Genomic DNA, 22,820 nt, shown 5'->3' on the forward strand with positions numbered 1-22,820 from the left:
CTCTCTTTCGGGTAGGCGTTGCGGGAACGGCGGCGTTCACGTGCGGCACGCTGGCGGGGTTTCCGGGACAAGAGGTCAGCGCTCGCGGTAGAGAACGAGGTGTTCGTGGTAGAGCACGCCGCCGCGGACGTCGCCGGTGGCGGTGAAGCCGAGGTCGTCGTAGTAGTCGATGTGGTCGCCGGTGACGGTGTAGCGGCCGGTGTAGGCGCGTTCACGGCCGTCGCGGCTCTCCTCGTAGCGGCCGGTGGGCAGGAGTTCCTGGCGGATGCGGCCGTCGGCGGTGACCCACATGCCGACGTGCGGGTGCGGTCCGGTGGTGATGGTCTCAGCGGTCACGGAAGCCTCCGGGGCGGTGGTCGTGGTGGTGGTGTTCATGGCGGTGGGGCCAGGGCGCTGGCAGGCACCGGTGGCGAGGACCGTGAGCAGGCCGGTCGCGATCACGGCGGCGCGAAGCATGGCGGCTCTCTTCTCGCGGTGGGCCGGGTCAGGCGCGGCCGGCGGCGCGCAGGACCTTGTCGCGTGAGGCGCGGACGTCGTCGCCGAGGGCGGCCACGTCGACGTCCAGGACGGTGCCGGCCCATTTGCGGGGGTGTCCGGCGACGAAGACGGCGTCGATGTTGCGGGGGTCGGCGCCCAGGACGAGGGTGCCGATCGGGTCGTTGAGCGGCATGGTGTTGAGGTCTTCGGCGCCGACGAGCAGGAGGTCGGCCTGCTTGCCGGGGGTGAGGGATCCGGTGGTGTCGCCGAGACCGATGCTGCGGGCGCCCGAGGCGGTGGCGAAATCCAGGACGTCGGCGACGCCGACGCGCTGGGGCTGGGCTTCGGTGCCGTAGGCGGCGTTGACGGCGCGCATCCGCTGGATGGCGAGCAGGGCGCGCATCTGGGTGAACATGTCGCTGGCGAGCGCGACTTCGACGTCGATGCTGAGGCCGGGCCGGATGCCCGCCGCCAGGGCCTCGTCGATCGCGGGGATCGCCGTCTCCAGGCCGATCTGGGCGTCGGAGGTGGGGGCGAGCGCTACGTTGGCGCCGGTGGCGCCCATGGCCCGCCACGCGTCGGTGGTCAGGCCGGTGCAATGGATGAGGGAGACGTCGGGGCCGAGCAGCCCTGCCTTCTCCCACTCCAGGACGGCCGCGGAGGAGGCACGGCCGAAGACGGCGTCGACGCTGACGCCGATGCCCAACTCCCGGGCGGTGCGGGCCAGGACGGTCCCGTAGGCGAGGTCGGGGCCGGCGATCTCGTCGGTGGCCAGGGCGGCCATGCGCAGAGTGAGGAGCCGGTCGTCGGTGGAGAAGTACGTGTCCTTGAGCCGGGCGAGGTCGCCGGGCCACTGGCCGTCCCAGTCGCCGAAGTGCGGGCGCATGGAGGCGTGCACGCCGCGGATGCCGGTGTCGATGAGGGCCTGGATCGCGCGGTCGGAGTGCGCGCGGGTGCGCGAGTTGTGGGAGAAGTCGAGCAGGGTGGTGATCCCGCTGTCCAGGGCGGTGAGCGCCGCCAGGCGGGTGCCGACGTACACGTCGTGCGGGGTGTAGGCGGGGGCGATGCCGGCCAGGGTGGAGGTGACGTATGCGCCGAGGTCGTCGACGTCGGGCATGATCCGGCGCAGCTGGGCCTCCCAGGCGTGCCGGTGGGTGTCGACGAAACCGGGGGCGAGGATGAAGCCGCGCGCGTCGATGACCACGGCGCCGTCAGCCGCGCCCTGCGCGGCCAGGTCGGGGGCGATGGCGGCGATGGTCTCGCCCTGGACGAGCAGGTCCGCCTTGGGCAGGATGCCGAGTTCGGGGTCCATCGTCACGACGGCGGCGCCGGTGATCAGAACACGGCGGCCGGGGTCGGCGGCCTGGCGGCGCAACCGGTCGAGGATCTGGGTGCGGGCGGCGCTGGGGTCCATGGAGATGCTCTTTTCGCAGGTAGTTCCGGCGGGCTGTTCTCGCCGGTGGTGACGAGTCTGCGACGAGCGGGCCGAGGTAAGAAGGCCGCGGGTTTCCTGGGAGTGCGGCACCTAGGAACGCTCCCCGGCCCCGGCCGCAGTGGCGCTCTGGGAGGTGAGCGTGCCGAGGAGGACCAGGGCCTCGGCGGAGGGGGAACCGGGCTCTGCCTGGTAGGTGACGAGCCGCTGGCCGGGCGCCCGAGCGATGGGGAAGACCTCGACGGTGAGGCGGAGCTCGCCGACCTCGGGATGGAACAGGTGGAGATGGCGGCGGGCGACCAGGGCGCCCTCGCGGGCGGCCCACAGGCGGCGGAACGGCGCACTGTGGATCGACAGCTCGCCCACCAGGGAGGTCAGCCGGGGATCGTCGGGGGTTTCGCGCACCGCCCGGCGCAGGTCGGCCACCACGTCGGCGGCCACCCGGTTCCAGTCGCCGAAGTGCTCGGCCGCAGCCGGGTCGAGGAAGACCATGCGCAGGAGGTTGTCGTCGCGGGTGAAGCGCCCGTGCAGGACGGAGGCCGGCGCGTTGCGGGCCAGCACGTCCTGGGCGGTGTCGATGACCATCGCGGCCACGGCGCTCCAGCCGTCCATGAGCCGCCGCACCTCCGGCGAGATCCGCTCCCGGCGCGCGGGACGGCTCCGGCGGCCGGCCGGCCGGGCCAGCCGGTACAGCTGCGCGGTGGCCTCGTCGTCCAGGCGCAAGGCCCGGGCCAGCGCCGCGACGGTCTGCCAGGACGGCCGCGTGGCGCGGTCCTGCTCCAGCCGGGCGTAGTAGCCGGTGCTGATGCCCGCCGCCCGTGCGATCTCGTCACGGCGCGCGCCGGGTACCCGCCGCCGCTCTTCCGGCCGCGGGTCGGGCCGCAGCAGGTTCCGACGTCGGCGCAGGAAGGCTCCGAGGGAAGAGTCATCGCTGTCCACGCCTTCGAGGCTAGAGCGGCGCAAGCCGCCGCCGTGGGGCTGAAAGGGGGTGTATCACACCCTGGATTACCCCAAAGGTCCGAAATGTCTAAATCGGTCGTCTATAACCCATACTGGGAGTATGAGCAGTAGTACGCCGTTGGGCGAGTTCCTCAGAGCGCGTCGTGAGGGTTTGAAGCCGCAGGACGTCGGCCTGCCGGAGTATGGGCGCCGCCGGGTGAAGGGGCTGCGACGGGAGGAGGTCGCACTGCTGGCGGGGATGAGCAGCGACTACTACGTCCGTCTGGAGCAGGGGCGCGAGTCCAGCCCGTCGCCCCAGGTGATCGAGGCGGTGGCGCGGGCGCTGCTGCTGGACGGGGAAGCCGCCGATCACCTGCGCCGCCTGGCCCAGCCGCGGGAGCTGCGCTTCAGGCGACACGTCCAAGAGCAGGTCAGCCCTCAGCTGGTGCAGCTGATGGACGGATTCGCGCACTCTCCGGCCTTCGCGCTGGGACCGGCTCTGGACATCCTGGCGGGCAACGCGATGGCCGACGCCCTGCACGAGGCGTTCTCGCCCGCCGACAACCTGGCGCGCATGGTGTTCTGTGATCCGGCGGGCCGGGAGTTCTACCAGGAGTGGGAGCGCGCCGCGCACTCCTGCGTGGCGGAGCTGCGCGCCGCCTATGGCCATGATCCGGACAATGCGCGGATCGCCGAGGTGGTCGCCGACCTGTCCGCCCAGAGCCCCGAGTTCGCCGATCTGTGGGGCCGCCACGACGTGAAGTCCAAGTCCCAGGAGGGCAAGCTCCTGCGGCACCGGCGCGTGGGCGACCTGCACATCCAGTTCTCGGCCCTCACCGTCAACGGCGCGCCGCACCAGCAACTCGTCGTCTACCAGGCCGAGCCCGCCAGCCCGACCGCCATCGCCTTCCAGCGCCTGGCCGGACGGGCCGGCGCCCCCCGAGCCCAAGGGGTCACCGCCGGCTGACCACCTCCGACGGCGACGGGGCCGGCAGAGCGTGCGCTCTGCCGGCCCCGTCGTCGTCCAGCGCTTCCGCCCCTCTTCCTAGGAAGGTCACTCCCAGGAAACGCGCGACCTTCATCGGCCGCTTCACCTCGCCCAGACTCGAATCCGTCAGCAGGCGGGAACCCCGCTTGAACAGGTGAAACGTGCAGAAGAAGGATTGATCATGGCTGTTTGGTTCATCACCGGGGCCTCCCGCGGACTGGGCGCGGACATCGCCCGGACCGCCCTGCGGCACGGCGACCAGGTCACCGTCGCCGTCCGCAACCCCGATCGGATCCCCGACGACCTGGCCGAGTCCGACGACGTGCTCGCCGTCGCCCTGGACGTCACCCGCGGCCAGGACGTGCCCGTCGCCGTCCAGGCCGCCGTCGACCGGTTCGGCCGGATCGACGTGCTGGTCAACAACGCCGGCCGCGGTCTGCTCGGGGCGGTGGAGGAGATCAGCGACGCCGAGGCGCGGTCCCTGTTCGACCTCAACGTCTTCGGCCTGATCGACGTGACCCGCGCGGTCCTGCCCGTCATGCGGCGCCAGGGTTCGGGCACGATCGTCAACATCGGGTCGCGGTCGGGATTCGAGGGCGAGCCGGGCGTCGGTCTCTACAGCGCCTCCAAGTTCGCCGTGGCCGGGCTCACCGAGGCGCTCGCGGCCGAACTCGCGCCCTTCGGCATCCGGGCCATGGTCGTCGAGCCGGGAGTGCTGCGCACCGACTTCCTGGACTCCAGCTCCCTGAGCACGGCAGGCTCGCGGATCCCCGACTACGACGGCACCCCCGCCCACGTGACCCTCGACTGGGCCGGGGAGGCCAACCACACCCAGCTCGGTGACCCGGTCAAGGGCGCCGCTCTGATCCACGAGGTCGTGTCCCAGGACAAGCTGCCCTCCCACCTGTACCTCGGCCCCGACACCATCGACCGGCTCCAGGTCGTGGTCGCGCGGATCCAGGAGGACCTGGCTCCCTGGCGGGCCAAGTCCGCCGCGACCGCCCACGACGACGCCTGACCGGCCCGCACAACCGCACCCATCGCGAAGGGATCATCATGTCCGCTCTGCTCGCCGGCACCCCGCTGACAGGCCGCGTCGCCGTCGTATCCGGCGCCTCCAGCGGCATCGGCGCCGCCACCGCCCTGCGCCTGGCCGAACTCGGCGCCTCCGTCGCCGTCCTGGCCCGCCGCAAGGACAGGCTCGACGACCTCGTCGCCGCCATCGAGGCAGGTGGCGGCACCGCCCTGGCGGTCGCCGTCGACGTCACCCAGCGCGCGGCGGTCGCCGACGCCGCGGCCCGGATCGCCGACCGGCTCGGCCCCGCCGACCTCGTCCTGAACAACGCCGGGGTGCAGCTGATCTCGGCGATCGAAGAGCTGCGGGTCGAGGACTGGCAGCAGCAGATCGACCTCAACGTCACCGGGGTCATGAACGTCATCGCCGCGTTCCTGCCGCAGCTCACCGCCGCGGCCGACGCCGGCCGCCCGGCCGACCTGATCAACACCTCCTCCATCGCCGCCACCCGCATCCTGGAGAAGTTCTCGATCTATTCGGGCACCAAGGCCTACATCAGTCACCTCACCCGGCTGATGCGCGTCGAACTCGGCCCCCGCGGGGTCCGCGTGGCCTCGATCGAGCCCGGCATGGTCGACACCGAGCTGCCCAGCCACGTCACCGACCCCGACGCGAGCGCGCTGATGGAGGGGCTGCTCCACGACATCGCCCCGCTGGAGGCCGCCGACCTCGCCGAGACCGTCGCGTTCATCGCCGCGTCCCCTCGCCACGTCAACCTCACCGAGATCACCGTCCTGCCCACCGCGCAGGCCATCTAGCAGCCCGGCCGGGGCGACCGCGCACCGGTCGCCCCCGGCCCGGCCGCCCCGACAGGGAAGGATCCGCCATGCCCGCCGCCTCGACCAGGACCGCCTACCCGCTGGCCGACGTCCACCGCCTCATCGAGCCCGGACCCGTCCTCTTGGTGTCCACCCACGACGGCCGCCGCGCCAACCTGATGACCAACGGGTTCAACATGCCCGTCGCCCACGGCGGTCTCATCGCGCTGATCGTCGGCCCGTGGGACCACAGCCACGCCGCCCTGGAGGCCACCGGCGAGTGCGTCCTGGCGATACCGTCGGTCGATCTCGCCGAACGGGTCGTCGACGTCGGCAACTGCTCCGGTCGTGACGTCGACAAGTGGGAGAGGTTCGGCTTCACCCCCGTCCCCGCCGCCGAGGTCGCCGCACCGCTGGTGGGCGAGTGCTTCGCCAACATCGAATGCACCGTCGCCGACGACCGCCTGGCCGCCGACCACCATCTGTGGATCCTGCGCGCCGAACGCGCCTGGATCGACCCGCCCCGCCGTGGCGCAGGCGAGTTCCACCACCGCGGCGACGGCACCTTCTCCGCCAACGCCGCCACCCTCGACCTGCGCCACCGCATGACCAAGTGGCGCCACCTCACCGACTGACGGAGACGACGTCGGTGGACGCCTCGATCAGGGGGCGGCTCTCCCGCCCTGGCATGGCCCGGGCTCGCCGCCGGGTGCGGCGGCGAGCCCGGGGCACGGGAGCGGGGAAGCGCGCTCCCGCGCCTGGTGGCCGTTGACCGTGTCAGGCATCACGGGCCTTCGATGACCAGGGCGTGGGCCTCGGCGAACGTGTGCCGGAACTCCTTCAGCGGGGCGTAGTCGTCGGAATGGTAGAACGCCTCGACCGCTTGCTTGCTGTCGAAGCGCAGGATGACGGCCAGGGCGGGCTTGGCGTCGGTCTCCAGGACCAGTGGCTCGACGTCGCGAGCGATGGGGACGCCCCCGTAGCGTCCAACGACGCTCAGGGTGGCGGCCTCGTACTCGCGGAACTTGTCCTCGTCCTGAGGGGTGACGCTGATGACCATGTATGCGCTCATGACAGCCACAGTACACAAGAATATGGTGCACAAGATAATTTGACGCATGATAGTTTGGGATCATGCGGCTCGACGACCAGATCTGCTTCTCGCTGGCGACCGCGTCGCGGTCGGTGGCGGCGGTGTACCGGCCCCTGCTGGAGAAGGTGGGGCTGACCCAACCGCAGTACATGGTGATGCTGGTGCTGTGGGAGCGCGGCCCTGTGACGATCAAGGAGATCGCGGCGGCGCTCCATCTCGACCATGGCACCCTGACGCCGCTGCTCAAACGCCTGGAGGCGGCCGGGCACATCGTGCGTCGCCGCCGGACCGACGACGAGCGCAGCGTGGAGGTCGAGCTCACTCCCCAGGGGGCCGCGCTGCGCGAACGGGCCGCCGAGATCCCGGACGAGATCACCCGCGCACTGCCGCTGACGGACGAGGAGGGCGAGCTGCTACGCGGGTTGCTCGCCAAGCTCGACGGGCGAGACCGCCCCTGAAGCCGCGGGGGCGCGGGGCGCTGACACAGGCGGCCGTCGCATCGGCGGTCATCGCCGATGCGACGGCGACTTCCGGCACGAAAAGCTGGGCGGAGGCGCCGTCCCGGCCAGGAACAGACCGATCCGTCCCGAAGGAGAAACGACGCCCAACGACAAGACAGACGTCACCGTGCGTGAAGCTGACGGCAACCGCCTTGAGGCGTATGTGGGCGGGCAGCTCGCCGGGATCGTCGGGTACATCCCGGCCCAGCGCCTCATCGCCTTCGTGCACACCGAGGTCGAGCCCCGTACGAAGGACGCGGTGTGGGATCTGCGCTGGCCAGGGCCGCGTTGGAGATGGTCAAGGACTCGGACGCCAGGTTCTTGCCCGTGTGCCCCTTCATCGCGGGCTGGAGCGCGAAGCACCCGGAGTACGACGCCTGGCGCTACCAGGCGACCAGCCGCGTCACGGACTGATGGCCCCGGCCCGCCTTCCGCGGCTACAACTCTCCGGGGACGGCATAGCGGTAGAAGAAGGGGCCGATCTGCCCGGCCAGCGCGCGAGTGAGGCCGGAACTGTCCTCCAGCAGTCGCGCGCCCGGGTCGAGGTCGCCGACGTAGACCGGGTCGAAGCCGGTGTCGCGGATGAGCCGGGCGGTGACGTCCCTGGCGGCGGGCTCGGCGGCGTAGAGGTTGCTCGGTGTCACCCGCTGCGCGGTGATCTGGTCATAGGCGGCGGCGAAGACGGTGGAGAAGGACTTCGCGGTAGGGCCGCCGATGACGGATTTCACCTGGTGGGCAAGGGAGGGGAAGGCGCTGTCGCGTTCGGTGTAGAGGTTGGTCGCGTCGATGGTCACCTGCCCGTTGAGCCCGGCCACCCTCCGCAGCGCCTCGGCGATGGTGTCTCCGGGCACCGCCACCACGACGACGTCGGCGTCCGAGGCGTCGCCGCCGTCCCGGCCGAGGGTGCGGACCTGGTGGCCGGCCTTCTCCCAGAGGCGCGCCAGGCCGCCGCCGACCCGCCCGCGTCCGATCACTGTGATGTTCATGCCGACTCCTTGAGGGCGGTGATCCCGCCACGAATGGTTGAGTGATCCAAAAAGTCGGGAAGGCCGCCACATCGATGACGCGTACGCCTTCTCGCCAGCGGTCCTCACAGCGGCTCGGCCGGGCGGTGGACCGAACCCACGTGCAGAACACTCGGGCGGTCACCGGGGGCCTGACCGCCAAGATCCAATCGGGGCCACCATCCCCGAACGCGCCGACTAGCGGACTGGACGGGCCCGCCGCGGCTCGCGCGGCGGGCGCCCGCCGATCTTCGCCCCAGCCGTCTACAAACGCCGCAACGTGGTCGAATGCGCACACTGCTCTATCGGCTGACCACGGCCTGGTCGAGCTGGTCGGCGCACTGTCGGATCGAAGTGCGCCGATCCATGCGGACGCGGGTCGCCGACCGGGAGGCCAGGGTCCTTCCCGCGCCGGCTGCGGTTGTCGCGCCCTACGTCGGGTTGCTGGACCTGTCACCGAACAGGGCCCGGCGCTCCCGCTCGCGGTCGGCCTCGGGAACGAGGCTAAGCACGATCTTGCCTCGGGTGTGACGCCGAGCCAGCTCGATATAGGCCTCGCCGACCCGTTCCAGCGGATACACCGTGCTGATCGGCACGGCCAGCCGGCCGCGGGCGACCAGGTCGGCCAGCTCGGCGACCAGCACAGGGGAGAACGCGTCCTCCTGGGCCCGGCCGTGCACGCCGTAGCGGCGGACCGCCAGGGGGTCGGCGACGGTGTTGATCCGGTGTGCCGGGACACCGAGCGCGATGGCGATGTCGACGTTGCCCCCGCCGAAGGTGTCGATGTAGGCGTCCACGCCCTCGGGTGCCGCCTTCCTGATCTCCTCGGCCAGGCCAGGGCCGTGCGAGACAGGGACGATCCCCAGGGAGCGGAGGAAGTCGAAGTTGTGCCCCCCGGCGGTACCGACGACGGTGGCGCCGCGCAGCCGCACGAGCTGCGCGGCCAGGACGCCGACGCCGCCCGCCGCGGCCGACACCACCACGGTCTCCCCCGGCCGGGGCTGCACGGCGTCGACCGCCGCCCAGGCCGTCACCCCGACCGCCGGCAGCGGCGCCGCCTCCTCCCAGGAGACACCCAACGGTTTGAGTGCTACGGCATCGGCGTCCAGGGCCACGTAGTCGGCCTGCGCCGCGCGGGGAGCGAACCCGATGACCTCATCGCCCGCGGCGAAACCGGTCACGCCCTCGCCTGTGCTGACCACCCATCCGGCGAAGTCGTTGCCCTGTCCCTCGGGGAAGGTCGCGGGCCAGATATCGGCGAAGGCCCCCTCCCGGATTCCGATCTCCCCGGGATTGATCGGGGCGACGACCGTGCGGACCAGTAGCTGTCCCGGCCCGGGCACAGGCTTGGGCACCTCGGCGATCCGCAGTACCTCGGGGCCTCCGTAACTGTCGAATCTCACTGCTCTGGACACGAATTCTCCCTGTCGGCGCTGGTAGGAGGCCGGAACGCGCTCGGGCCAAGGTCGCCGAAGCAGATCGGGTCGTAGGCCGGCGCCTTACCCACGCCCCCGCCCGCGGAGGGCCGGAACATCATGGCGTGGGCTGCGTCAAGGTTGTCACCCGCATCGGCCCGGACGCGTCGGCGAAAATCACCTATGCCGTCCGTCCCGGCGGCAACCACTCCTGCCCTGGTCCTCGTCCACGGCGCATGGCACGGCCCACACCTCCACCGGCCCCGACCCGGCGCCACTCGGAGATCTCTACGACGATGCGGCGGCGACCCGGCCACCGATCAGCCGCCCGTCGAGCCCAACGGTGCCGCGATCGACGCGGTAGAAGCCGTTCAGGATGTTCAGGATCATGGTCTGCCGGACCCGTTGCGCCGATCAGCCCGGTGACCAGGCCGCGCCGCCGACCTCGACCAGCCTGGGATGGCGCACTCAGGGTGATCGACCAACTGTATGAGCGCTTCGGGAATCCGCGAAGCGTACGGATCTGGGGGCGGTGGCTCCCCCGCCGGCTCCCCAGACTACGAAGCGGTCATCGGGACACACGAGATCGTGTCGTGGGCAACGCGCTGACTTGCGGAAACTTGGGGTGGGCGATACTGGGTTCGAACCAGTGACCTCTTCGGTGTGAACGAAGCGCTCTCCCACTGAGCTAATCGCCCCGGCGGTCGGCCTTGCGGCTTTCCCGACGTCGAAGACTCTAGCGCATCTCGGGGGCTGTTCGCGCGCCGGCCGGGCGGGGGCCGCCCGGCCGGATCACTTCCACGGGGTGTAGTCGCGGATCTGCCAGGGGAGCGTGAAGTCGTAGACGACCAGGTAGGCGATCACCGCGGCGCCCGCGAGCACCCCGCCGACGATGGCGAGGATGGTGTTGCGGCGCTTCTTGCGGGGGTCGAGGGCCTTCTCCTTGGCCTTCTCGGCCGCCTGCTTGGCGTGGTGGAGGGCGCGTTTGGCCCAGGCGAACTCGGTGGCCAGGATGGCCAGGCCCACGACGATGCCCAGGATGCCCGGGCCGGGGGCGACCATCATGACGAGGCCGCCTGCCAGCACCGTGACGCCCACGGTGAAGACGCCGATGCGCCACGTGGTGTTGAGAAGCGGGTTCCGCCGCATGTACTCGCGGAACCTCACGAAGACCCCCGGCTCTTCGGCCTCCTCCGATGCGAGAGGGGCCGAGACCTCTTTCTCATGGTTTATCGCCACGGCCCAACTCTAAGCCACGAGGGCGTCCGCTTCAGGCCGTCCACGCCGGTCGGCGCAACCAGGACACCCCGCCCGATCGTCACACATGGTGAGCCCCGTTGTCCGCCGATCGAGTCCACCGAAAGCCCGCCACCACAGTCGGTTGATCCGTTTTTGCCCAGGTCAGGACGGACTTTTGAGCGTGTGAGATAGGTCACATCCAGCTCTCGACGTGGAATGTTCCCCGGACGTCCATCAGTTACGCGTCATAGATCGCGGGGACATCCGTGGGAGGGAGTGAGCCCCATCGGAGCGCCCGCGCGCCAGCGGGACCGACGTCTGAAGGAATGGCCATGGACAGCAGCACCACCGTCTCAGCCGAGCTGGGCCTTCGTCTCGTCGTCCCCGACCGCACGACCGTCCCCCTGCTCGCCGGGCTGGAGTACGCGGCCGACGACCCGTACGCCATCCGGATGGCCTTCTACGTCGGCGAGGACGAGCCGGTCGAGTGGATCTTCGCTCGCGAGCTGCTCACCGTCGGCATCGTGCGCGAGGTCGGGGACGGCGACGTGGAGGTGCGGCCCGCCGGGGCCGGCGAGGACATCCTGCACATCGCGCTGTCCTCACCGTTCGGGAACGCCCTGTTCGAGGTGCCCCTGTCGCCGCTGGCCGACTTCCTGCACCGCACGTACGAGATGGTGCCCGCCGGGCGCGAGACCGAGTTCATCGACATCGACGTCGAGCTGGAGAACCTGCTCTGGCGGTCCTGAGTCACTCGCTGAGGCGGGCGATGTGCCGCATCTTGTTCATCGCGTCCAGCGCGGCGACCTTGTAGGACTCGGCGAGGGTCGGGTAGTTGAAGACGGCGTTGACCAGGTAGTCCACGGTTCCGCCGCATCCCATGACGGTCTGCCCGATGTGGACCAGCTCGGTGGCGCCGGTGCCGAACACGTGGACGCCCAGCAGCCGCCGGTCCTCGGATGAGACCAGCAGCTTGAGCATCCCGTAGGAGTCGCCGATGATCTGGCCGCGGGCCAGCTCCCGGTAGCGGGAGACGCCGACCTCGAAGGGGACCTTGGCCTCGGTGAGGTCGTCCTCGGTACGGCCGACGAAGCTGATCTCGGGAATGGTGTAGATCCCGATGGGCTGCAGCTCGTGCACGCCGGGCACGGGCTCGCCGCAGGCGTGGTGGGCGGCCAGCCGGCCCTGTTCCATCGAGGTCGCGGCCAGCGCGGGGAACCCGATCACGTCACCGACGGCGTAGATGTGCGGGACCTCGGTGCGGTAGTCGCGGTCCACGGTGATCCGGCCGCGGCGGTCGGCCGACAGCCCGGCGGCCTCCAGGCCGAGCGCGTCGGTCATGCCCTGGCGGCCGGCGGAGTACATGACCGTGTCGGCGGGGATCCGCTTGCCGCTCTCCAGGACGGTGATCGTGCCGTTAGCCACCCGCTCGACCGAGGCCACCGTCTCGCGGAACCGGAAGGTCACCGCCAGGTCGCGCAGGTGGTACTTGAGGGCCTCGACGATCTCCAGGTCGCAGAACTCCAGCATCCGCTCGCGCCGCTCGACCACGGTGACCTTGGTTCCCAGGGCGGCGAACATCGAGGCGTACTCGATGCCGATCACCCCGGCGCCCACCACGACCATGGTCTCGGGGATCCGGTCCATGTCGACGATGCCGTCGGAGTCGATCACCGTGCGGTCGTCGAACTCCACGGTGCCGGGCCGGGCGGGGCGGGTGCCGGTGGCGATGACGATCCGGTCCGCGGTGACCTTGCGTTCGCGCTCGCGGCCGTCGGTCACGCCCACCGCGTGCGGGTCCAGGAAGCGCCCGGTGCCCTGCAGGACGGTGACCCGGTTGCGGGCGAGCTGGCTGCGGACGACGTCGACCTCCCGGCCGATCACGTGCCGGGTGCGCAGGCCCAGGTCGGCGACCGTGATCTCGTCCTTGACCCGGTAGCTCTGCCCGTACAGCTCGCGCTGGTTGAGGCCGGTGAGGTAGAGGACGGCCTCGCGCAGGGTCTTGGACGGGATCGTCCCGGTGTTGAGGCAGACCCCGCCGAGCATGTCGCGGCGGTCGACGACGGCCACCCGCCGGCCGAGCTTGGCGGCGGCGATGGCCGCCCGCTGCCCGCCGGGCCCCGAGCCGAGGACGAGAAGATCGAAATCGTTCACACCGCCCAGTCTGACCGGAAAGGGACTCATCCCAGAAGGGCCCGGACGGATCTGTCCGGGCTCAGGGCCGCCCCAGGCCCTCCAGGAGGTCGTCCAGCCCGGCCTTGATGCGGTCGAGGCCCATCCCGCGCGTGTGGCGCTGGTAGCGGAAGAGGTTGGCGGCGAACGGCGCGAGCAGGGCGTCGGCGAGGTAGCCGGCGTCGGCGCCGGGCCGGATCTGGGTGATGAGCCCCGTCAGGTGGCGCTGGTAGAGCGTGTACCACCCGTCGCGGAAGCGCGCGTCGGGTGAGTCCATCTCGGCCGCCTCCAGCAGTTCGGACTGGGCCTCGGTACGGTCGGCGAGCGCATGCAGGAACGCGCGCGCCCGGTCGAGAGGCGTGACGTCCTGCGCCCCCGGTGGCGGGGGGCCGAGGGGCGGCGGGCCCTGGAGGAAGCGCTCCTGGAACTCCCGTTCGCGGTCGTCCACCACCGCGTACACGAGCCCGGCCCGGTCGCCGAAGCGCCGGTAGACGGTGCCGACGCCGACCCCGGCGGCGCGGGCGACCTCGTCCATGGAGAGGGCCTCGACGCCGCGCGCGGCGAGGATGCCGGCCGCCGCGGCGAGGATCCTGCGGCGGTTCTGGGCGGCGTCGGCCCGCTCGGCGCGAGGTCCTCCCAGGACGGGCAGGTCGCGCCGCTCCCGGCCGGCGGTCGCGCGCCCGCCCGCCTGTCCGTCGCCGCCGTTCACGAGGCACCTCCTCCCACCTGCCCCACCCTATCGAGCCGGAGAACTCTCCGGTTGCCGCTTGCTTCCGGAGAACTTTCCGCTTAGCGTGGGCGGGACGTAACCGGAGAATTTTCCGAATAGGAGCGACATGGCAGAGCAGCTGGCCGGCAGGACGGCACTGGTGACCGGAGGCGGGCGCGGCATCGGCGCCGCGATCGCCCTCCGCCTGGCCGGAGAGGGGGCCGACGTGGCGATCACCTACGTGCGCGCCGCCGACCGCGCCCGGAAGGTGGTGGCCGAGATCGAGGCGGGCGGGCGGCGCGCGACGGCGATCCAGGCCGACTCCGCCGACCCGGACGCGGTCGTGGCGGCCGTGGACCGGACGGCGGCCGAGCTGGGACGGCTGGACATCCTGGTCAACAACGCCGGGATCGCCCCGTACGGCCCCCTGGAGGACGTCACGCTGGAGGAGGTGGACCGGACCCTGGCCGTCCACGCCCGGGCCGTGTTCGTCGCCTCGCAGGCCGCGGCGCGGCACCTGGGCCCCGGCGGGCGGATCATCAGCATCGGCAGCTCGCTGGCCGAACGGGTGCCCTACGAGGGCTGGACGCTCTACTCGATGAGCAAGTCGGCGCTGCTGGGCCTCACCCGCGGCCTGGCCCGCGACCTGGGGCCGCGCGGGATCACCGCGAACGTCGTCCAGCCCGGCTCGATCGACACCGAGATGAACCCGGACGGCTCCCCCGAGTCCGAGACCGAGAAGGCGTTCATCGCCCTGGGCCGGTACGGGCGGGCCGAGGAGATCGCCGCCATGGTCGCCCATCTGGCGGGTCCCGGCGGGGCCTACGTCACCGGGGCCGCGATCCCCGTCGACGGCGGCGTCACGGCGTGACCCGCCCCGCGGGCGAGACGAGTGTGAGGAGCGGAAGCATGCCCTGGATCCTGCTGGTCGTGGCCGCGCTGATGGAACTGGTGTGGGCGACCGCGCTGAAGCAGTCCGAGGGGTTCACCCGGCTCTGGCCGACGGTCATCGGCGTGCCGGTGTGCCTGCTGAGCGTGGTGGTGCTGACGTTGGCGCTGCGGGACCTGCCCGTCGGCACCGCCTACGCGGTCTGGGTGGGCCTCGGCTCGCTCGGGGTCGCCGTCACGGGGATCGTCGCCCTGGGCGAGAGCGTGTCCCCGCAACGGCTGACCTGCCTCGGCCTCATCCTGATCGGTGTGATCGGGCTGAAGGCCATCGAGGGCTGACGGGGGTCAGGGATCCATCAGCTCGGCGGCGCGGGCCGCGAAGACCTCCATGGCCTTGGCCGTGATCGGGCCCGGCGCGGCGGGCAGCGCCCTGCCGTCGACCGCCCGGATCGGCTGGACGTCCCGGGTCGTCGAGGTCAGGAACGCCTCGTCGGCCCGGTGGAGCTCCTCCAGCGGAAGGTCCTCCTCCTCACCGCCGTACCACTCCAGGACCAGGGCGCGGGTCACTCCCGCCAGGCAGCCCGCCGACAGCGGCGGGGTGACCAGGCGCCCGCCGCGCACCACGAAGATGTTGCTGCCGGTGCCCTCGCACAGGCCGCCGGCGAGGTTCCCGAAGATCGCCTCGCCTCCGCCGCGCTCCTTCGCGTGGGCGAGGGCCAGCGCGTTCTCGGCGTAGGAGGTGGTCTTGAGCCCGCTCAGCGCGCCCCGCTCGTTGCGCGGCCACGGGACCACCACCACTTCCGCCACCGGCGGCAGCGGCTTCTGCTCCGCCACGACGATCGAGACCGTCGGGCCGTCCGCGCCCCGCTCCGAGCCGAGCGGCCCGGAACCGCTGGTGAAGGTGATCCGGATCCGTGCCAGCGGCCACTTCGGGGCGGCGGCCAGCACCTCCAGCGTGCCCTGCGCGAGCGCGTCCTGGTCGGGCTCGGGCAGTCCGAGCCCGGCCGCCGAACGGGCCAGCCGGCGCAGATGGCGGGTGAGGGCGAACGGCTCGCCGTGCCGGGCCTTGACCGTCTCGAAGACCCCGTCCCCCACGAGCATCCCGTGGTCCATGACCGACACCCGGGCCCGCTCAGGGTCGAGCAGCTCCCCGTTCAGCCAGATCTTGCCTTCCCCCGCCGTCACCGGCAGCCACCTCCAATAGCCGAGCCGCCTTCAGCTCGGTCTCGCGCCATTCGCGGGCGGGCTCGGACCCCCAGGTGATGCCCGCCCCGGTACCGAACCGCAGCAGGCCGTCCCGTGCCCAGAACGTCCGGATACCGACCGCCAGGGCACCGCGCCGGGAGTCCGCGTCCACCCAGCCGATGGCCCCACAGTACGGGCCCCGGGGAGCCGGTTCGAGTTCATCCAGCAAGGCCAGCGCGCTGGACTTGGGCGCGCCGGTCACCGAACCGGGAGGAAACGTCGCCCGCAGGAGCTCCGGCCACCCCGCTCCGCGGCCCAGCCGCGCCCGCACGGTGGAGACCAGGTGCACCAGCCCCGGGTGCGGTTCGGGCGCGCACAGCCGCGGCACGGTCACCGAACCGGTCTCGGCCACCCGGCCCAGGTCGTTGCGCACCAGGTCGACGATCATGACGTTCTCGGCCCGGTCCTTGGGGAGCAGGTCGGCCTCCGTACGGCCGGTGCCCTTGATCGGGTGCGACTCCACCACGTCCCCGTCGCGGGAGAGGTACAGCTCGGGCGAGGCGGAGGCGATCTCCAGGCCGGGGACCCGCAGCGTCATCGCGTACGGGGCCGGGTGGTGCGCGGCGAGCCGGGCGCCCAGCCCCGCGATGTCGGCGTCCCGCGCGAGCGGCGCCGACAGGATCCGGCACAGGTTGGCCTGGTAGACGACGCCGTCGGCGATGGCCGCGCGGATCCGCCCGACCCCGTCCATGTAGGCCGCCTCGTCCAGTGAGCTCGACCACTCCCCCGGCGCCGTCCATCGCCCTCCCGGGTGGGGGGCCTCCTCCACGCGCTCGAACCGGGCGCAGGTCACCTCGCCCTCGTAGGTCACCACGACGGCCCACCAGCCACGGGACTCCAGCGCCGCCAGGTCGGTGGTCAGGTCCGCCAGTCCCGTGGCCAGCCGCCCTCCGGCGTAGGCGAACGCGTCCCTCACGGCAGCACGCAGCCGAACGAATCGGACAGGCCCCGGGCTCCGGCCTCCGTCACGCGCAGTTCCCGGTCGCGGGCTCGCTCGATCCACCCCAGCTCGACGAACCGCGTCAGCAGTGCCGCGCCCAGCGCCCCGTTCAGGTGGGGCCGCCGCTCCGTCCAGTCCAGGCACTCGCCCGCGAACCGGCGCCGCGCCCGGCCGAGGGCCGCCAGGTCGATCCCCAGCCCCTCCAGCCGGTCCCGCCCCTTCCCGGTCACCTCGAACGACATCGGATCGAGGAGCCCGTTCCCGGTCAGCGCCGCGAAGAGGGCGACGCCCGCCTGGCCGGCCAGGTGGTCGTAACAGCTGCGGGCGCGGTGCAGCCGCCGGGCCTGCCGGGACCGCCGCAGGCTCCGGATCTCGACCGGCCCGCTGATGCGGCTCAGCGCCTCGATGACCTCGGCGACCTCGGCCCCGCTCAGCCGGTAGTACCGGTGCCGCCCCTGCCTGACCACCGTCACCAGGCCGCCGTCCAGCAACCGGCCCAGGTGGGCGCTGGCCGTCTGCGCGGTCACCCCGGCCGTACGCGCCAGCTCCCCCGCGGCCAGGGGCCGTCCGTCCAGCATCGCCGTCAGCATCGCGGCCCGCGCCCGGTCGGCCATCAGGGCCGCGACCGGCGCGATGTCCGCCTGATATCCGGTCATGTGTCCGACCCTAAGCGGCCCACCCTTCGTCCCGCGTCGAAGCGTCCCGGGAAACCGGTTTGGGGAAGCGGCCGGAACACGCTAATGTTTTCCCCGTCGCCGCAAGGGGCTCCGGCCCCGAGCAGGACAAGCGGAAGTGGCTCAGTGGTAGAGCATCACCTTGCCAAGGTGAGGGTCGCGGGTTCAAATCCCGTCTTCCGCTCTGAGGTGAGGCAACCGTCTCGCTCTGGTGGAGTGGCCGAGAGGCGAGGCAACGGCCTGCAAAGCCGTGTACACGGGTTCAAATCCCGTCTCCACCTCGATGAACGCGCCCTCCGGGGCTCGCTCGCGGGCGATTAGCTCAGTGGGAGAGCGCTACCTTGACACGGTAGAGGCCACTGGTTCAATCCCAGTATCGCCCACCACATGACCCCCTGGTCAGGACACAGGTCCCGATCGGGGGTCTTCTGGTTTCCGGGGCTCTCCTGGTTTCCGGGGCTCTTCGGGCCCTGAAGGCCCTTCGGCTCGCCGGGGCCGTGGAGAACGGGGCGCCCGGCGGAGGCGCCGTGGGACGCGTGGGTCATCATTGAGCGCTCCCCCACGACGAGGACCCGCCGATGACCACCTGCCAGGACCCGCCCGACGCGCCCCCCGCCACGCGCCCGCCCGCCGCCCTCTCGGCGGCGGCGTTCGTGAGCAGCTTCGACCGGTTCGCGATCAGTCCCATGCTGGTGCTGATCGCCTCCGGGATGGGCGCCCCGCTCGCGACGACCGTGGCGGTGGCGAGCGGCTACTTCCTCGCGTACGGCCTGTCCCAGCCCGTGTGGGGCCTGCTGTCGGACCGGATCGGGCGGGTCCGGGTCATGCGCGCGACGCTGCTCGTCGCGGCGGCGGCCGGGCTGTTCGCCGCGTTCGCGCCCGGCCTGACGTCGCTGGTGGCGGCGCGGGTCGTCGCGGGGGCGTGCTTCGGCGCCGTGATACCGACGTCGCTCACGTACGTGGGCGACACCGTGGCCGACGGGCAGCGCCAGCGGGCGCTGTCGGACCTGATGGCCGCGACGGCGCTGGGGACGGCGCTGGCCACGGCCGCCGGGGGCGTGCTGGCGCAGTTTCTGGACTGGCGGGTGGTGTTCGCGGTCCCCGCGGTGTGCGCGGTGGCCTGTTCGTTCGCCCTGCGAAGGCTGCCGGAGCCGCCGCGGGCGCCGGTCGCCGGAATGGGCGGGCATCTGCGCGAGGTGCTGCGCGAACGCTGGGCATTGCTGGTGTTCGGGCTGGCCTTCATGGAGGGCGCGGTTCTGCTCGGCACGATGACGCTGCTGGCGGCGGCGCTGCAGTCGGAAGGGGTGAGCGCCGCCACCGCCGGCCTCGCCACCGCCGCCTACGGCGTCGGCGTGGTGGTGTTCTCCCGCCTGGTGAAGGCGCTGACCCGCCGGATGCCGGTGTGGTGGCTCATCGCGGTGGGCGGCGCCCAGATCTGCCTCGGGTACGGGATCGTCGCCGGGCGGATCACCCTGGCCACCGTGACGGTCACGGCCCTCCTCCTGGGCGGCGGCTGGTCGTTCATGCACTCGTCGTTGCAGACATGGGCCACCTCGGTGGTGCCGCAGGCGCGCGGGACGGCGGTCGCCCTCTTCGCCGGGGCCCTGTTCATCGGGAGCTCCTTCGCGGCGTCCGCCGCCGGGCCCCCGGCGCAGCACGGCCGGTACGCGCTGCTCTTCGGGATCGCCGCGCTGGCCACGATCCCGCTGACGGTCACGGCCGTGACCGGCCGCCGCCGCTGGCCGGCGCCGTCATAGCCCGGCGAACGGGCGCCGGGCGGCCGGGCGCCCGTTCACTCGGGCTCCGGGGACGATGCCTGCGCGGCGCGGGTCAGGCGCGGTAGCACCTCCTCGATCAGGTGCAGCAGGACCTCTTCCAGGAGGAGATGCACCTGCTCCCGCGTCAGAAGCTTCCGCTTGAGCCATTCCCGCGTGGTGGCCTCGGCCATGGCGGAGTAGCCGCGGAAGGCAGCCCGGAGCTCGGGATGGGTCCGGGCGACGGGCGTGAGCCCCACGACCTCGGTCATATGGTCGACGGCGCGGTCGCGCGCCTCCTGCAGGATCCGTTCCAGGTCCTCGTCGCCCCCCGCGATGATCGTGTCGAGGGCGGTGACCCAGGTCTCGCGGTTGCGTTCGAGGAGTTCGAGCCAGGCGCCGATGCTCTGCGCCACCCGTTCGCGGAGGCCGGCGCCCTCCGCGGCGGCCGGGACGGGGATCGGCGGGACGCTCATCATCTCGCTCACGGCGGCCAGGTACAGGTCGCGCTTGGTGCCGAAGTAGTGGTTGAGCAGCCCTCGGCTGACCCCCGCGGCGGCGGCGATCTCGGTGTTGGAGACGGTTCCGTACGGACGGCTGCTGAACAGCTCTCGCGCGCACGCCAGGATCTGGTCGCGCCGTTCGTCGGGCTCCTTCCGCAGGCGACGGGGCGGGGGAGCGCCCGGCGGGTGCGTGCTCATCGTTGTCCTCGCTGTCATCGCCCGTCTCGACGGTCCGACGATACAGGCGCCTCCCGGCACCGGCCGGTGGACGAGCGGCCCCTCCTCCCCCGCTCCGGGCGGATCGTGAAGGACTTGCCAAGTGACCATGAGTTCGTCATATCATCGCGATATCACGATCGATCACGCTGAAGGAATGATTCTCCACCTCTCCCCCGCCGCGCCGAATCATGCCGTCCAGCGTCCCGCGAACCACACCCACGCCGGGCACGACCTCGTCCCCGGCCCCCATTCCCGAGGAGGTCATCATGGCCGCGACCGCGCTGGCCCTCTACCTGATCTGGCTGGCCCTGGCGTTCGGCCTGCGCAGCCTGCTGCAGCGGCGACGCACCGGCGACGCCGGATTCCGCGGGGGCGGGCTGCGCCCCGGCACCCTCCAGTGGTGGGCCCGCCTGCTCTTCGCCGGCGCGCTGGCGGTCGGGGCCGCGGGGCCGGTCGCCGGTCTGGCCGGGCTCCCGCCCCTCGCCGTCCTGGACCGGCCCGCCGTCCAGGTCACCGGCACGGTCCTGGCCCTGCTCGGCCTGGCCGCGACCCTCGCGGCCCAGTGGTCGATGGGCTCCTCCTGGCGGATCGGCGTGGACGAGACCGAACGGACCGCCCTGGTCACCGGCGGCGCGTTCGCCCTGGCCCGCAACCCGATCTTCACCACCATGATCGTCACGGCCGCAGGTCTGGCCGCGATGGTGCCCAACCCGGTCACCCTCGGGGGGCTGGCGCTCACCGTCGCCGCCATCGAGATCCAGGTCCGCGCCGTGGAGGAGCCCTACCTCCTGCGGTTCCACGGCGACGCCTACGCGCGCTACGCGGTGGCCGTCGGGCGCTTCCTGCCCGGCCTGGGTCGCCTCCGGACCGAACGCACGCCGCTGTAGCGCCAACGGCGCCCGCCGATATCGGCGGGCGCCGCTGTCGTGCACGGGTGACGTGTTCTACCCGGGACGGGTCTCAGGCGGCCGGCAGCTTCGCGACGCCGGCGTAGAGCCACTCGGTCTCGGGGCCTTGGGGCCCGAGTTCGGGGTGCCACTTCCACGGCCGGGTCAGACCCGGCTCCACCAGGTCGAAGCCGTCGAAGAGGTCCTCGATGCGGGCGCGGGGACGGAACACGATCGGACTGGTCGCGCCCTTGTAGGCGTCCACGACCTGCGCGACCTCATCGGCCGGCGGTCCGTCGGTGGTCAGGTGCGACAGCGCCAGGCACGAGCCGGGTAGGAGCCGCTCGCGGAACTTCCGCAGGATGCCGGGCGGGTCGTAGTCGTCGCTGATGAAGTGGAACAGGGCGATCGACAGCACCGCCACCGGACGGGAGAAGTCGATCAGGGCGCGCAGGTCCGGATGGCCCAGAATCGCCTCCGGATCGCGGACGTCCGCGGTGATGACCGTGGTCGAGGAATTGCTCGCCAGAAGGGCACGGCCATGGGTCGAGACGATCGGGTCGTTGTCGACGTACACCACCCGCGCCTCGGGGACTACCTCCTGGGCGACCTCGTGGACATTGCCCTGAGTCGGCAGCCCGGTGCCGAGATCGATGAACTGGTCGATCCCGTTCTGGGCGAGGTGCCGCACGGCACGCTGCAGGAAACGGCGGTTCTCCCAGACGATGCCGTGGGACATCGTGTCGCCGACGGCGGCCTTGACCTTGTCACCGGCCTCGCGGTCGACAGGGAAATTGTCCTTCCCACCGAGAAAATAGTCGTACATCCTCGCGGGCGAGGGCTTGCTGCTGTCGAAGCTCGGAAGCGTATCGCCGTCAGTGCTCACTCAAGACCTCAGCGCTGGTACGTGGATGGTTCAACGATCATCTTTCCACGGGGCCCGCGCCAAGGGCTACCAAATCGGGCCCTTTACGGACGAATCCACCGCGCCGTCACCGGCGGGCGGCGCCCGGGGGGCCGTCCGGCATCTCGCCCACCCCCGCGAAGAGCCACTCGGTCTCGGGCCCCTGGGGCCCGAATCCGGGGTGCCACTTCCACGGCCGGGTCAGACCCGGCTCCACCAGCTCGAAGCCGTCGAAGAGGGCCTCGATGCGGGCGCGGGGACGGAACACGATCGGACTGGTCGCCCCCTTGTAGGCGTCCACGACCTGCGCGACCTCATCGGCCGGCGGGCCGTCGGTGGTCAGGTGCGACAGCGCCAGAAAGGAGCCCGGACGCAGGCGGTCACGGAAAGCGCGCAGAATTCCGGACGGGTCCTCGGTGTCGCGGACGAAATGGAAGAGCGCGATGGCGAGCACGGCCACCGGGCGAGAGAAGTCGATCAGGGCGCGCAGGTCCGGATGGCCCAGAATCGCCTCCGGATCGCGGACGTCGGCGGTGATGACGGTGGTCGTGGAATTGGTCGCCAGAAGGGCACGGCCATGGGCCAGGACAATCGGGTCATTATCGACATATACCACCCGGGCCCGGGGGACGATCCGCTGCGCGACCTCGTGCACGTTGCCCACGGTGGGCAGACCGGTCCCCAGGTCGATGAACTGGTCGATCCCGTTCTCGGCGAGGTAGCGCACGGCACGCTGCAGGAAACGGCGGTTCTCCCAGACGATGCCGTGGCACATCATCTCGCCGACGGCCACTTTGACCTTGTCGGCGGCCTCGCGGTCGATCTCGAAGTTGTCCTTGCCGCCGAGAAAATAGTCGTACATTCTCGCAGGTGAGGGCTTACTGTCGAAGTTCGGTGGCGGAACGGGGTCAGTTGTCACCAAGACCTCGGCTGGTAATGGGGGCGCTCGGAGCCCCATCCTCCCATGGTCCCGGCGCACCGGACCACACGACCGCGCCGCGGTGG

Annotated in this window: 26 protein-coding genes and 4 tRNA genes; 14 read left to right on the top strand and 16 right to left on the bottom strand. The window is 71.7% G+C overall.

Annotated elements, in window-relative coordinates:
• Positions 1 to 75: 75 nt before the first annotated feature.
• From IW256_RS22710 to IW256_RS22720, 3 genes are all read right to left on the bottom strand, one after another.
• Positions 76 to 456 carry an Atu4866 domain-containing protein gene (locus IW256_RS22710; protein WP_231403892.1) on the bottom strand — a complete coding sequence of 127 codons (381 nt, stop codon included), beginning with the start codon at positions 454 to 456 and terminating at the stop codon, positions 76 to 78.
• 28 nt (positions 457 to 484) lie between these two features.
• On the bottom strand, positions 485 to 1,891 hold the full coding sequence (locus tag IW256_RS22715) for an amidohydrolase family protein (RefSeq protein ID WP_197012902.1): 1,407 nt from the start codon (positions 1,889 to 1,891) through the stop codon (positions 485 to 487).
• A 111-nt stretch (positions 1,892 to 2,002) separates the two neighbouring features.
• The gene (locus IW256_RS22720; RefSeq protein ID WP_197012903.1) at positions 2,003 to 2,848 is read right to left on the bottom strand and encodes a helix-turn-helix transcriptional regulator; all 846 of its coding nucleotides are present in this window, start codon (positions 2,846 to 2,848) and stop codon (positions 2,003 to 2,005) included.
• Positions 2,849 to 2,969: 121 nt separating this feature from the next.
• On the opposite strand from IW256_RS22720, the gene IW256_RS22725 reads away from it, so the two are divergent.
• The 4 genes from IW256_RS22725 (at position 2,970) to IW256_RS22740 (ending at position 6,304) form a co-directional block, all read left to right on the top strand.
• On the top strand, positions 2,970 to 3,815 hold the full coding sequence (locus IW256_RS22725) for a helix-turn-helix transcriptional regulator (RefSeq protein ID WP_197012904.1): 846 nt from the start codon (positions 2,970 to 2,972) through the stop codon (positions 3,813 to 3,815).
• Between the two features lie 202 nt (positions 3,816 to 4,017).
• Positions 4,018 to 4,854 carry an SDR family NAD(P)-dependent oxidoreductase gene (locus IW256_RS22730; protein WP_197012905.1) on the top strand — a complete coding sequence of 279 codons (837 nt, stop codon included), beginning with the start codon at positions 4,018 to 4,020 and terminating at the stop codon, positions 4,852 to 4,854.
• Positions 4,855 to 4,892: 38 nt separating this feature from the next.
• Positions 4,893 to 5,669 carry an SDR family oxidoreductase gene (locus IW256_RS22735; protein ID WP_197012906.1) on the top strand — a complete coding sequence of 259 codons (777 nt, stop codon included), beginning with the start codon at positions 4,893 to 4,895 and terminating at the stop codon, positions 5,667 to 5,669.
• 68 nt (positions 5,670 to 5,737) lie between these two features.
• A complete protein-coding gene (locus IW256_RS22740; RefSeq protein WP_197012907.1) occupies positions 5,738 to 6,304 on the top strand; it encodes a flavin reductase family protein in 567 nt (188 codons plus the stop codon).
• A 149-nt stretch (positions 6,305 to 6,453) separates the two neighbouring features.
• Here IW256_RS22740 and IW256_RS22745 read toward each other — a convergent pair whose 3' ends face one another.
• Positions 6,454 to 6,741, bottom strand: a complete 288-nt coding sequence (locus IW256_RS22745) for a DUF1330 domain-containing protein (protein ID WP_197012908.1) — start codon at positions 6,739 to 6,741, stop codon at positions 6,454 to 6,456.
• A gap of 62 nt (positions 6,742 to 6,803) precedes the next feature.
• Between IW256_RS22745 and IW256_RS22750 the strand changes: the two genes are divergently transcribed.
• Both IW256_RS22750 and IW256_RS41380 read left to right on the top strand, forming a co-directional pair.
• A complete protein-coding gene (locus IW256_RS22750) occupies positions 6,804 to 7,220 on the top strand; it encodes a MarR family winged helix-turn-helix transcriptional regulator (protein WP_197012909.1) in 417 nt (138 codons plus the stop codon).
• Positions 7,221 to 7,523: 303 nt separating this feature from the next.
• Positions 7,524 to 7,676: a GNAT family N-acetyltransferase gene (locus IW256_RS41380; protein WP_307829004.1), complete on the top strand. Its 153-nt coding sequence runs from the start codon at positions 7,524 to 7,526 to the stop codon at positions 7,674 to 7,676.
• 23 nt (positions 7,677 to 7,699) lie between these two features.
• On the opposite strand, the gene IW256_RS22760 is transcribed toward IW256_RS41380, so the two are convergent.
• From IW256_RS22760 to IW256_RS22775, 4 genes are all read right to left on the bottom strand, one after another.
• Positions 7,700 to 8,248 carry an NAD(P)-binding domain-containing protein gene (locus tag IW256_RS22760; protein ID WP_197012910.1) on the bottom strand — a complete coding sequence of 183 codons (549 nt, stop codon included), beginning with the start codon at positions 8,246 to 8,248 and terminating at the stop codon, positions 7,700 to 7,702.
• 449 nt (positions 8,249 to 8,697) lie between these two features.
• The gene (locus IW256_RS22765) at positions 8,698 to 9,681 is read right to left on the bottom strand and encodes an NADP-dependent oxidoreductase (protein WP_197012911.1); all 984 of its coding nucleotides are present in this window, start codon (positions 9,679 to 9,681) and stop codon (positions 8,698 to 8,700) included.
• 626 nt (positions 9,682 to 10,307) lie between these two features.
• A tRNA-Val gene (locus IW256_RS22770) sits at positions 10,308 to 10,379 on the bottom strand.
• A 94-nt stretch (positions 10,380 to 10,473) separates the two neighbouring features.
• Positions 10,474 to 10,920 carry a PGPGW domain-containing protein gene (locus IW256_RS22775; RefSeq protein ID WP_307829005.1) on the bottom strand — a complete coding sequence of 149 codons (447 nt, stop codon included), beginning with the start codon at positions 10,918 to 10,920 and terminating at the stop codon, positions 10,474 to 10,476.
• Between the two features lie 332 nt (positions 10,921 to 11,252).
• Here IW256_RS22775 and IW256_RS22780 point away from each other — a divergent pair, with 332 nt between their 5' ends.
• The gene (locus IW256_RS22780; protein WP_197012912.1) at positions 11,253 to 11,669 is read left to right on the top strand and encodes an SsgA family sporulation/cell division regulator; all 417 of its coding nucleotides are present in this window, start codon (positions 11,253 to 11,255) and stop codon (positions 11,667 to 11,669) included.
• A gap of 1 nt (position 11,670) precedes the next feature.
• On the opposite strand, the gene sthA is transcribed toward IW256_RS22780, so the two are convergent.
• Both sthA and IW256_RS22790 read right to left on the bottom strand, forming a co-directional pair.
• Positions 11,671 to 13,074 carry a Si-specific NAD(P)(+) transhydrogenase gene (gene sthA / locus IW256_RS22785; protein WP_197012913.1) on the bottom strand — a complete coding sequence of 468 codons (1,404 nt, stop codon included), beginning with the start codon at positions 13,072 to 13,074 and terminating at the stop codon, positions 11,671 to 11,673.
• 61 nt (positions 13,075 to 13,135) lie between these two features.
• Entirely contained in the window at positions 13,136 to 13,801 is a 666-nt protein-coding gene (locus IW256_RS22790) for a TetR/AcrR family transcriptional regulator (protein WP_307829006.1), read from the bottom strand.
• 127 nt (positions 13,802 to 13,928) lie between these two features.
• Between IW256_RS22790 and IW256_RS22795 the strand changes: the two genes are divergently transcribed.
• Positions 13,929 to 14,672 (top strand): SDR family oxidoreductase, encoded by a 744-nt coding sequence (locus tag IW256_RS22795; RefSeq protein ID WP_197012914.1) that lies wholly within the window; start codon positions 13,929 to 13,931, stop codon positions 14,670 to 14,672.
• A gap of 38 nt (positions 14,673 to 14,710) precedes the next feature.
• Positions 14,711 to 15,028, top strand: coding sequence for a DMT family transporter (locus IW256_RS22800; protein WP_197012915.1), 318 nt, complete (start codon positions 14,711 to 14,713; stop codon positions 15,026 to 15,028).
• Positions 15,029 to 15,034: 6 nt separating this feature from the next.
• On the opposite strand, the gene IW256_RS22805 is transcribed toward IW256_RS22800, so the two are convergent.
• The 3 genes from IW256_RS22805 to IW256_RS22815 are packed head-to-tail and all read right to left on the bottom strand — an operon-like array spanning position 15,035 to position 17,530.
• Entirely contained in the window at positions 15,035 to 15,802 is a 768-nt protein-coding gene (locus IW256_RS22805; protein ID WP_197016485.1) for an aminotransferase class IV, read from the bottom strand.
• Positions 15,803 to 15,821: 19 nt separating this feature from the next.
• Positions 15,822 to 16,850, bottom strand: a complete 1,029-nt coding sequence (locus IW256_RS22810) for a chorismate-binding protein (RefSeq protein ID WP_197012916.1) — start codon at positions 16,848 to 16,850, stop codon at positions 15,822 to 15,824.
• Positions 16,847 to 17,530, bottom strand: a complete 684-nt coding sequence (locus tag IW256_RS22815; RefSeq protein ID WP_197012917.1) for an ArsR/SmtB family transcription factor — start codon at positions 17,528 to 17,530, stop codon at positions 16,847 to 16,849. The genes IW256_RS22810 and IW256_RS22815 overlap by 4 nt, the downstream gene beginning before the upstream one ends.
• A gap of 130 nt (positions 17,531 to 17,660) precedes the next feature.
• Here IW256_RS22815 and IW256_RS22820 point away from each other — a divergent pair.
• The 4 genes from IW256_RS22820 to IW256_RS22835 all read left to right on the top strand — a co-directional run bounded on the left by IW256_RS22820 (position 17,661) and on the right by IW256_RS22835 (position 19,305).
• Positions 17,661 to 17,732, top strand: a tRNA-Gly gene (locus tag IW256_RS22820).
• A 26-nt stretch (positions 17,733 to 17,758) separates the two neighbouring features.
• A tRNA-Cys gene (locus tag IW256_RS22825) sits at positions 17,759 to 17,829 on the top strand.
• Positions 17,830 to 17,859: 30 nt separating this feature from the next.
• Positions 17,860 to 17,934: transfer RNA gene (locus IW256_RS22830), tRNA-Val, on the top strand.
• Between the two features lie 192 nt (positions 17,935 to 18,126).
• Positions 18,127 to 19,305, top strand: a complete 1,179-nt coding sequence (locus tag IW256_RS22835) for an MFS transporter (protein WP_197012918.1) — start codon at positions 18,127 to 18,129, stop codon at positions 19,303 to 19,305.
• Positions 19,306 to 19,340: 35 nt separating this feature from the next.
• Here IW256_RS22835 and IW256_RS22840 read toward each other — a convergent pair whose 3' ends face one another.
• Positions 19,341 to 20,003 carry a TetR/AcrR family transcriptional regulator gene (locus IW256_RS22840; protein WP_197012919.1) on the bottom strand — a complete coding sequence of 221 codons (663 nt, stop codon included), beginning with the start codon at positions 20,001 to 20,003 and terminating at the stop codon, positions 19,341 to 19,343.
• Between the two features lie 287 nt (positions 20,004 to 20,290).
• On the opposite strand from IW256_RS22840, the gene IW256_RS22845 reads away from it, so the two are divergent.
• Positions 20,291 to 20,911, top strand: coding sequence for a methyltransferase family protein (locus IW256_RS22845; RefSeq protein WP_197012920.1), 621 nt, complete (start codon positions 20,291 to 20,293; stop codon positions 20,909 to 20,911).
• 73 nt (positions 20,912 to 20,984) lie between these two features.
• Here IW256_RS22845 and IW256_RS22850 read toward each other — a convergent pair whose 3' ends face one another.
• Positions 20,985 to 21,797, bottom strand: a complete 813-nt coding sequence (locus tag IW256_RS22850; protein ID WP_307829007.1) for an SAM-dependent methyltransferase — start codon at positions 21,795 to 21,797, stop codon at positions 20,985 to 20,987.
• A 106-nt stretch (positions 21,798 to 21,903) separates the two neighbouring features.
• The gene (locus IW256_RS22855; RefSeq protein ID WP_197012921.1) at positions 21,904 to 22,773 is read right to left on the bottom strand and encodes an SAM-dependent methyltransferase; all 870 of its coding nucleotides are present in this window, start codon (positions 22,771 to 22,773) and stop codon (positions 21,904 to 21,906) included.
• Positions 22,774 to 22,820 lie beyond the last annotated feature (47 nt).

The organism is Actinomadura viridis (assembly GCF_015751755.1).
GTDB classification, from domain to species: domain Bacteria; phylum Actinomycetota; class Actinomycetes; order Streptosporangiales; family Streptosporangiaceae; genus Spirillospora; species Spirillospora viridis.

What these genes read in the sequence shown, in the direction of transcription:
- IW256_RS22730 (WP_197012905.1), top strand. Translation starts at nt 4,018, where the DNA reads ATGGCTGTTTGGTTCATCACCGGGGCCTCCCGCGGACTGGGCGCGGAC.
- IW256_RS22845 (WP_197012920.1), top strand. Translation starts at nt 20,291, where the DNA reads ATGGCCGCGACCGCGCTGGCCCTCTACCTGATCTGGCTGGCCCTGGCG.
- IW256_RS22740 (WP_197012907.1), top strand. Translation starts at nt 5,738, where the DNA reads ATGCCCGCCGCCTCGACCAGGACCGCCTACCCGCTGGCCGACGTCCAC.
- IW256_RS22855 (WP_197012921.1), bottom strand. Translation starts at nt 22,773, where the DNA reads ATGGGGCTCCGAGCGCCCCCATTACCAGCCGAGGTCTTGGTGACAACT.
- IW256_RS22750 (WP_197012909.1), top strand. Translation starts at nt 6,804, where the DNA reads ATGCGGCTCGACGACCAGATCTGCTTCTCGCTGGCGACCGCGTCGCGG.
- IW256_RS22780 (WP_197012912.1), top strand. Translation starts at nt 11,253, where the DNA reads ATGGACAGCAGCACCACCGTCTCAGCCGAGCTGGGCCTTCGTCTCGTC.
- IW256_RS22715 (WP_197012902.1), bottom strand. Translation starts at nt 1,891, where the DNA reads ATGGACCCCAGCGCCGCCCGCACCCAGATCCTCGACCGGTTGCGCCGC.
- IW256_RS22745 (WP_197012908.1), bottom strand. Translation starts at nt 6,741, where the DNA reads ATGAGCGCATACATGGTCATCAGCGTCACCCCTCAGGACGAGGACAAG.
- IW256_RS22710 (WP_231403892.1), bottom strand. Translation starts at nt 456, where the DNA reads ATGCTTCGCGCCGCCGTGATCGCGACCGGCCTGCTCACGGTCCTCGCC.
- IW256_RS22815 (WP_197012917.1), bottom strand. Translation starts at nt 17,530, where the DNA reads ATGACCGGATATCAGGCGGACATCGCGCCGGTCGCGGCCCTGATGGCC.
- IW256_RS22795 (WP_197012914.1), top strand. Translation starts at nt 13,929, where the DNA reads ATGGCAGAGCAGCTGGCCGGCAGGACGGCACTGGTGACCGGAGGCGGG.
- IW256_RS22800 (WP_197012915.1), top strand. Translation starts at nt 14,711, where the DNA reads ATGCCCTGGATCCTGCTGGTCGTGGCCGCGCTGATGGAACTGGTGTGG.
- IW256_RS22835 (WP_197012918.1), top strand. Translation starts at nt 18,127, where the DNA reads ATGACCACCTGCCAGGACCCGCCCGACGCGCCCCCCGCCACGCGCCCG.
- IW256_RS22840 (WP_197012919.1), bottom strand. Translation starts at nt 20,003, where the DNA reads ATGAGCACGCACCCGCCGGGCGCTCCCCCGCCCCGTCGCCTGCGGAAG.
- IW256_RS22725 (WP_197012904.1), top strand. Translation starts at nt 2,970, where the DNA reads ATGAGCAGTAGTACGCCGTTGGGCGAGTTCCTCAGAGCGCGTCGTGAG.
- IW256_RS22805 (WP_197016485.1), bottom strand. Translation starts at nt 15,802, where the DNA reads ATGGACCACGGGATGCTCGTGGGGGACGGGGTCTTCGAGACGGTCAAG.
- IW256_RS22760 (WP_197012910.1), bottom strand. Translation starts at nt 8,248, where the DNA reads ATGAACATCACAGTGATCGGACGCGGGCGGGTCGGCGGCGGCCTGGCG.
- IW256_RS22735 (WP_197012906.1), top strand. Translation starts at nt 4,893, where the DNA reads ATGTCCGCTCTGCTCGCCGGCACCCCGCTGACAGGCCGCGTCGCCGTC.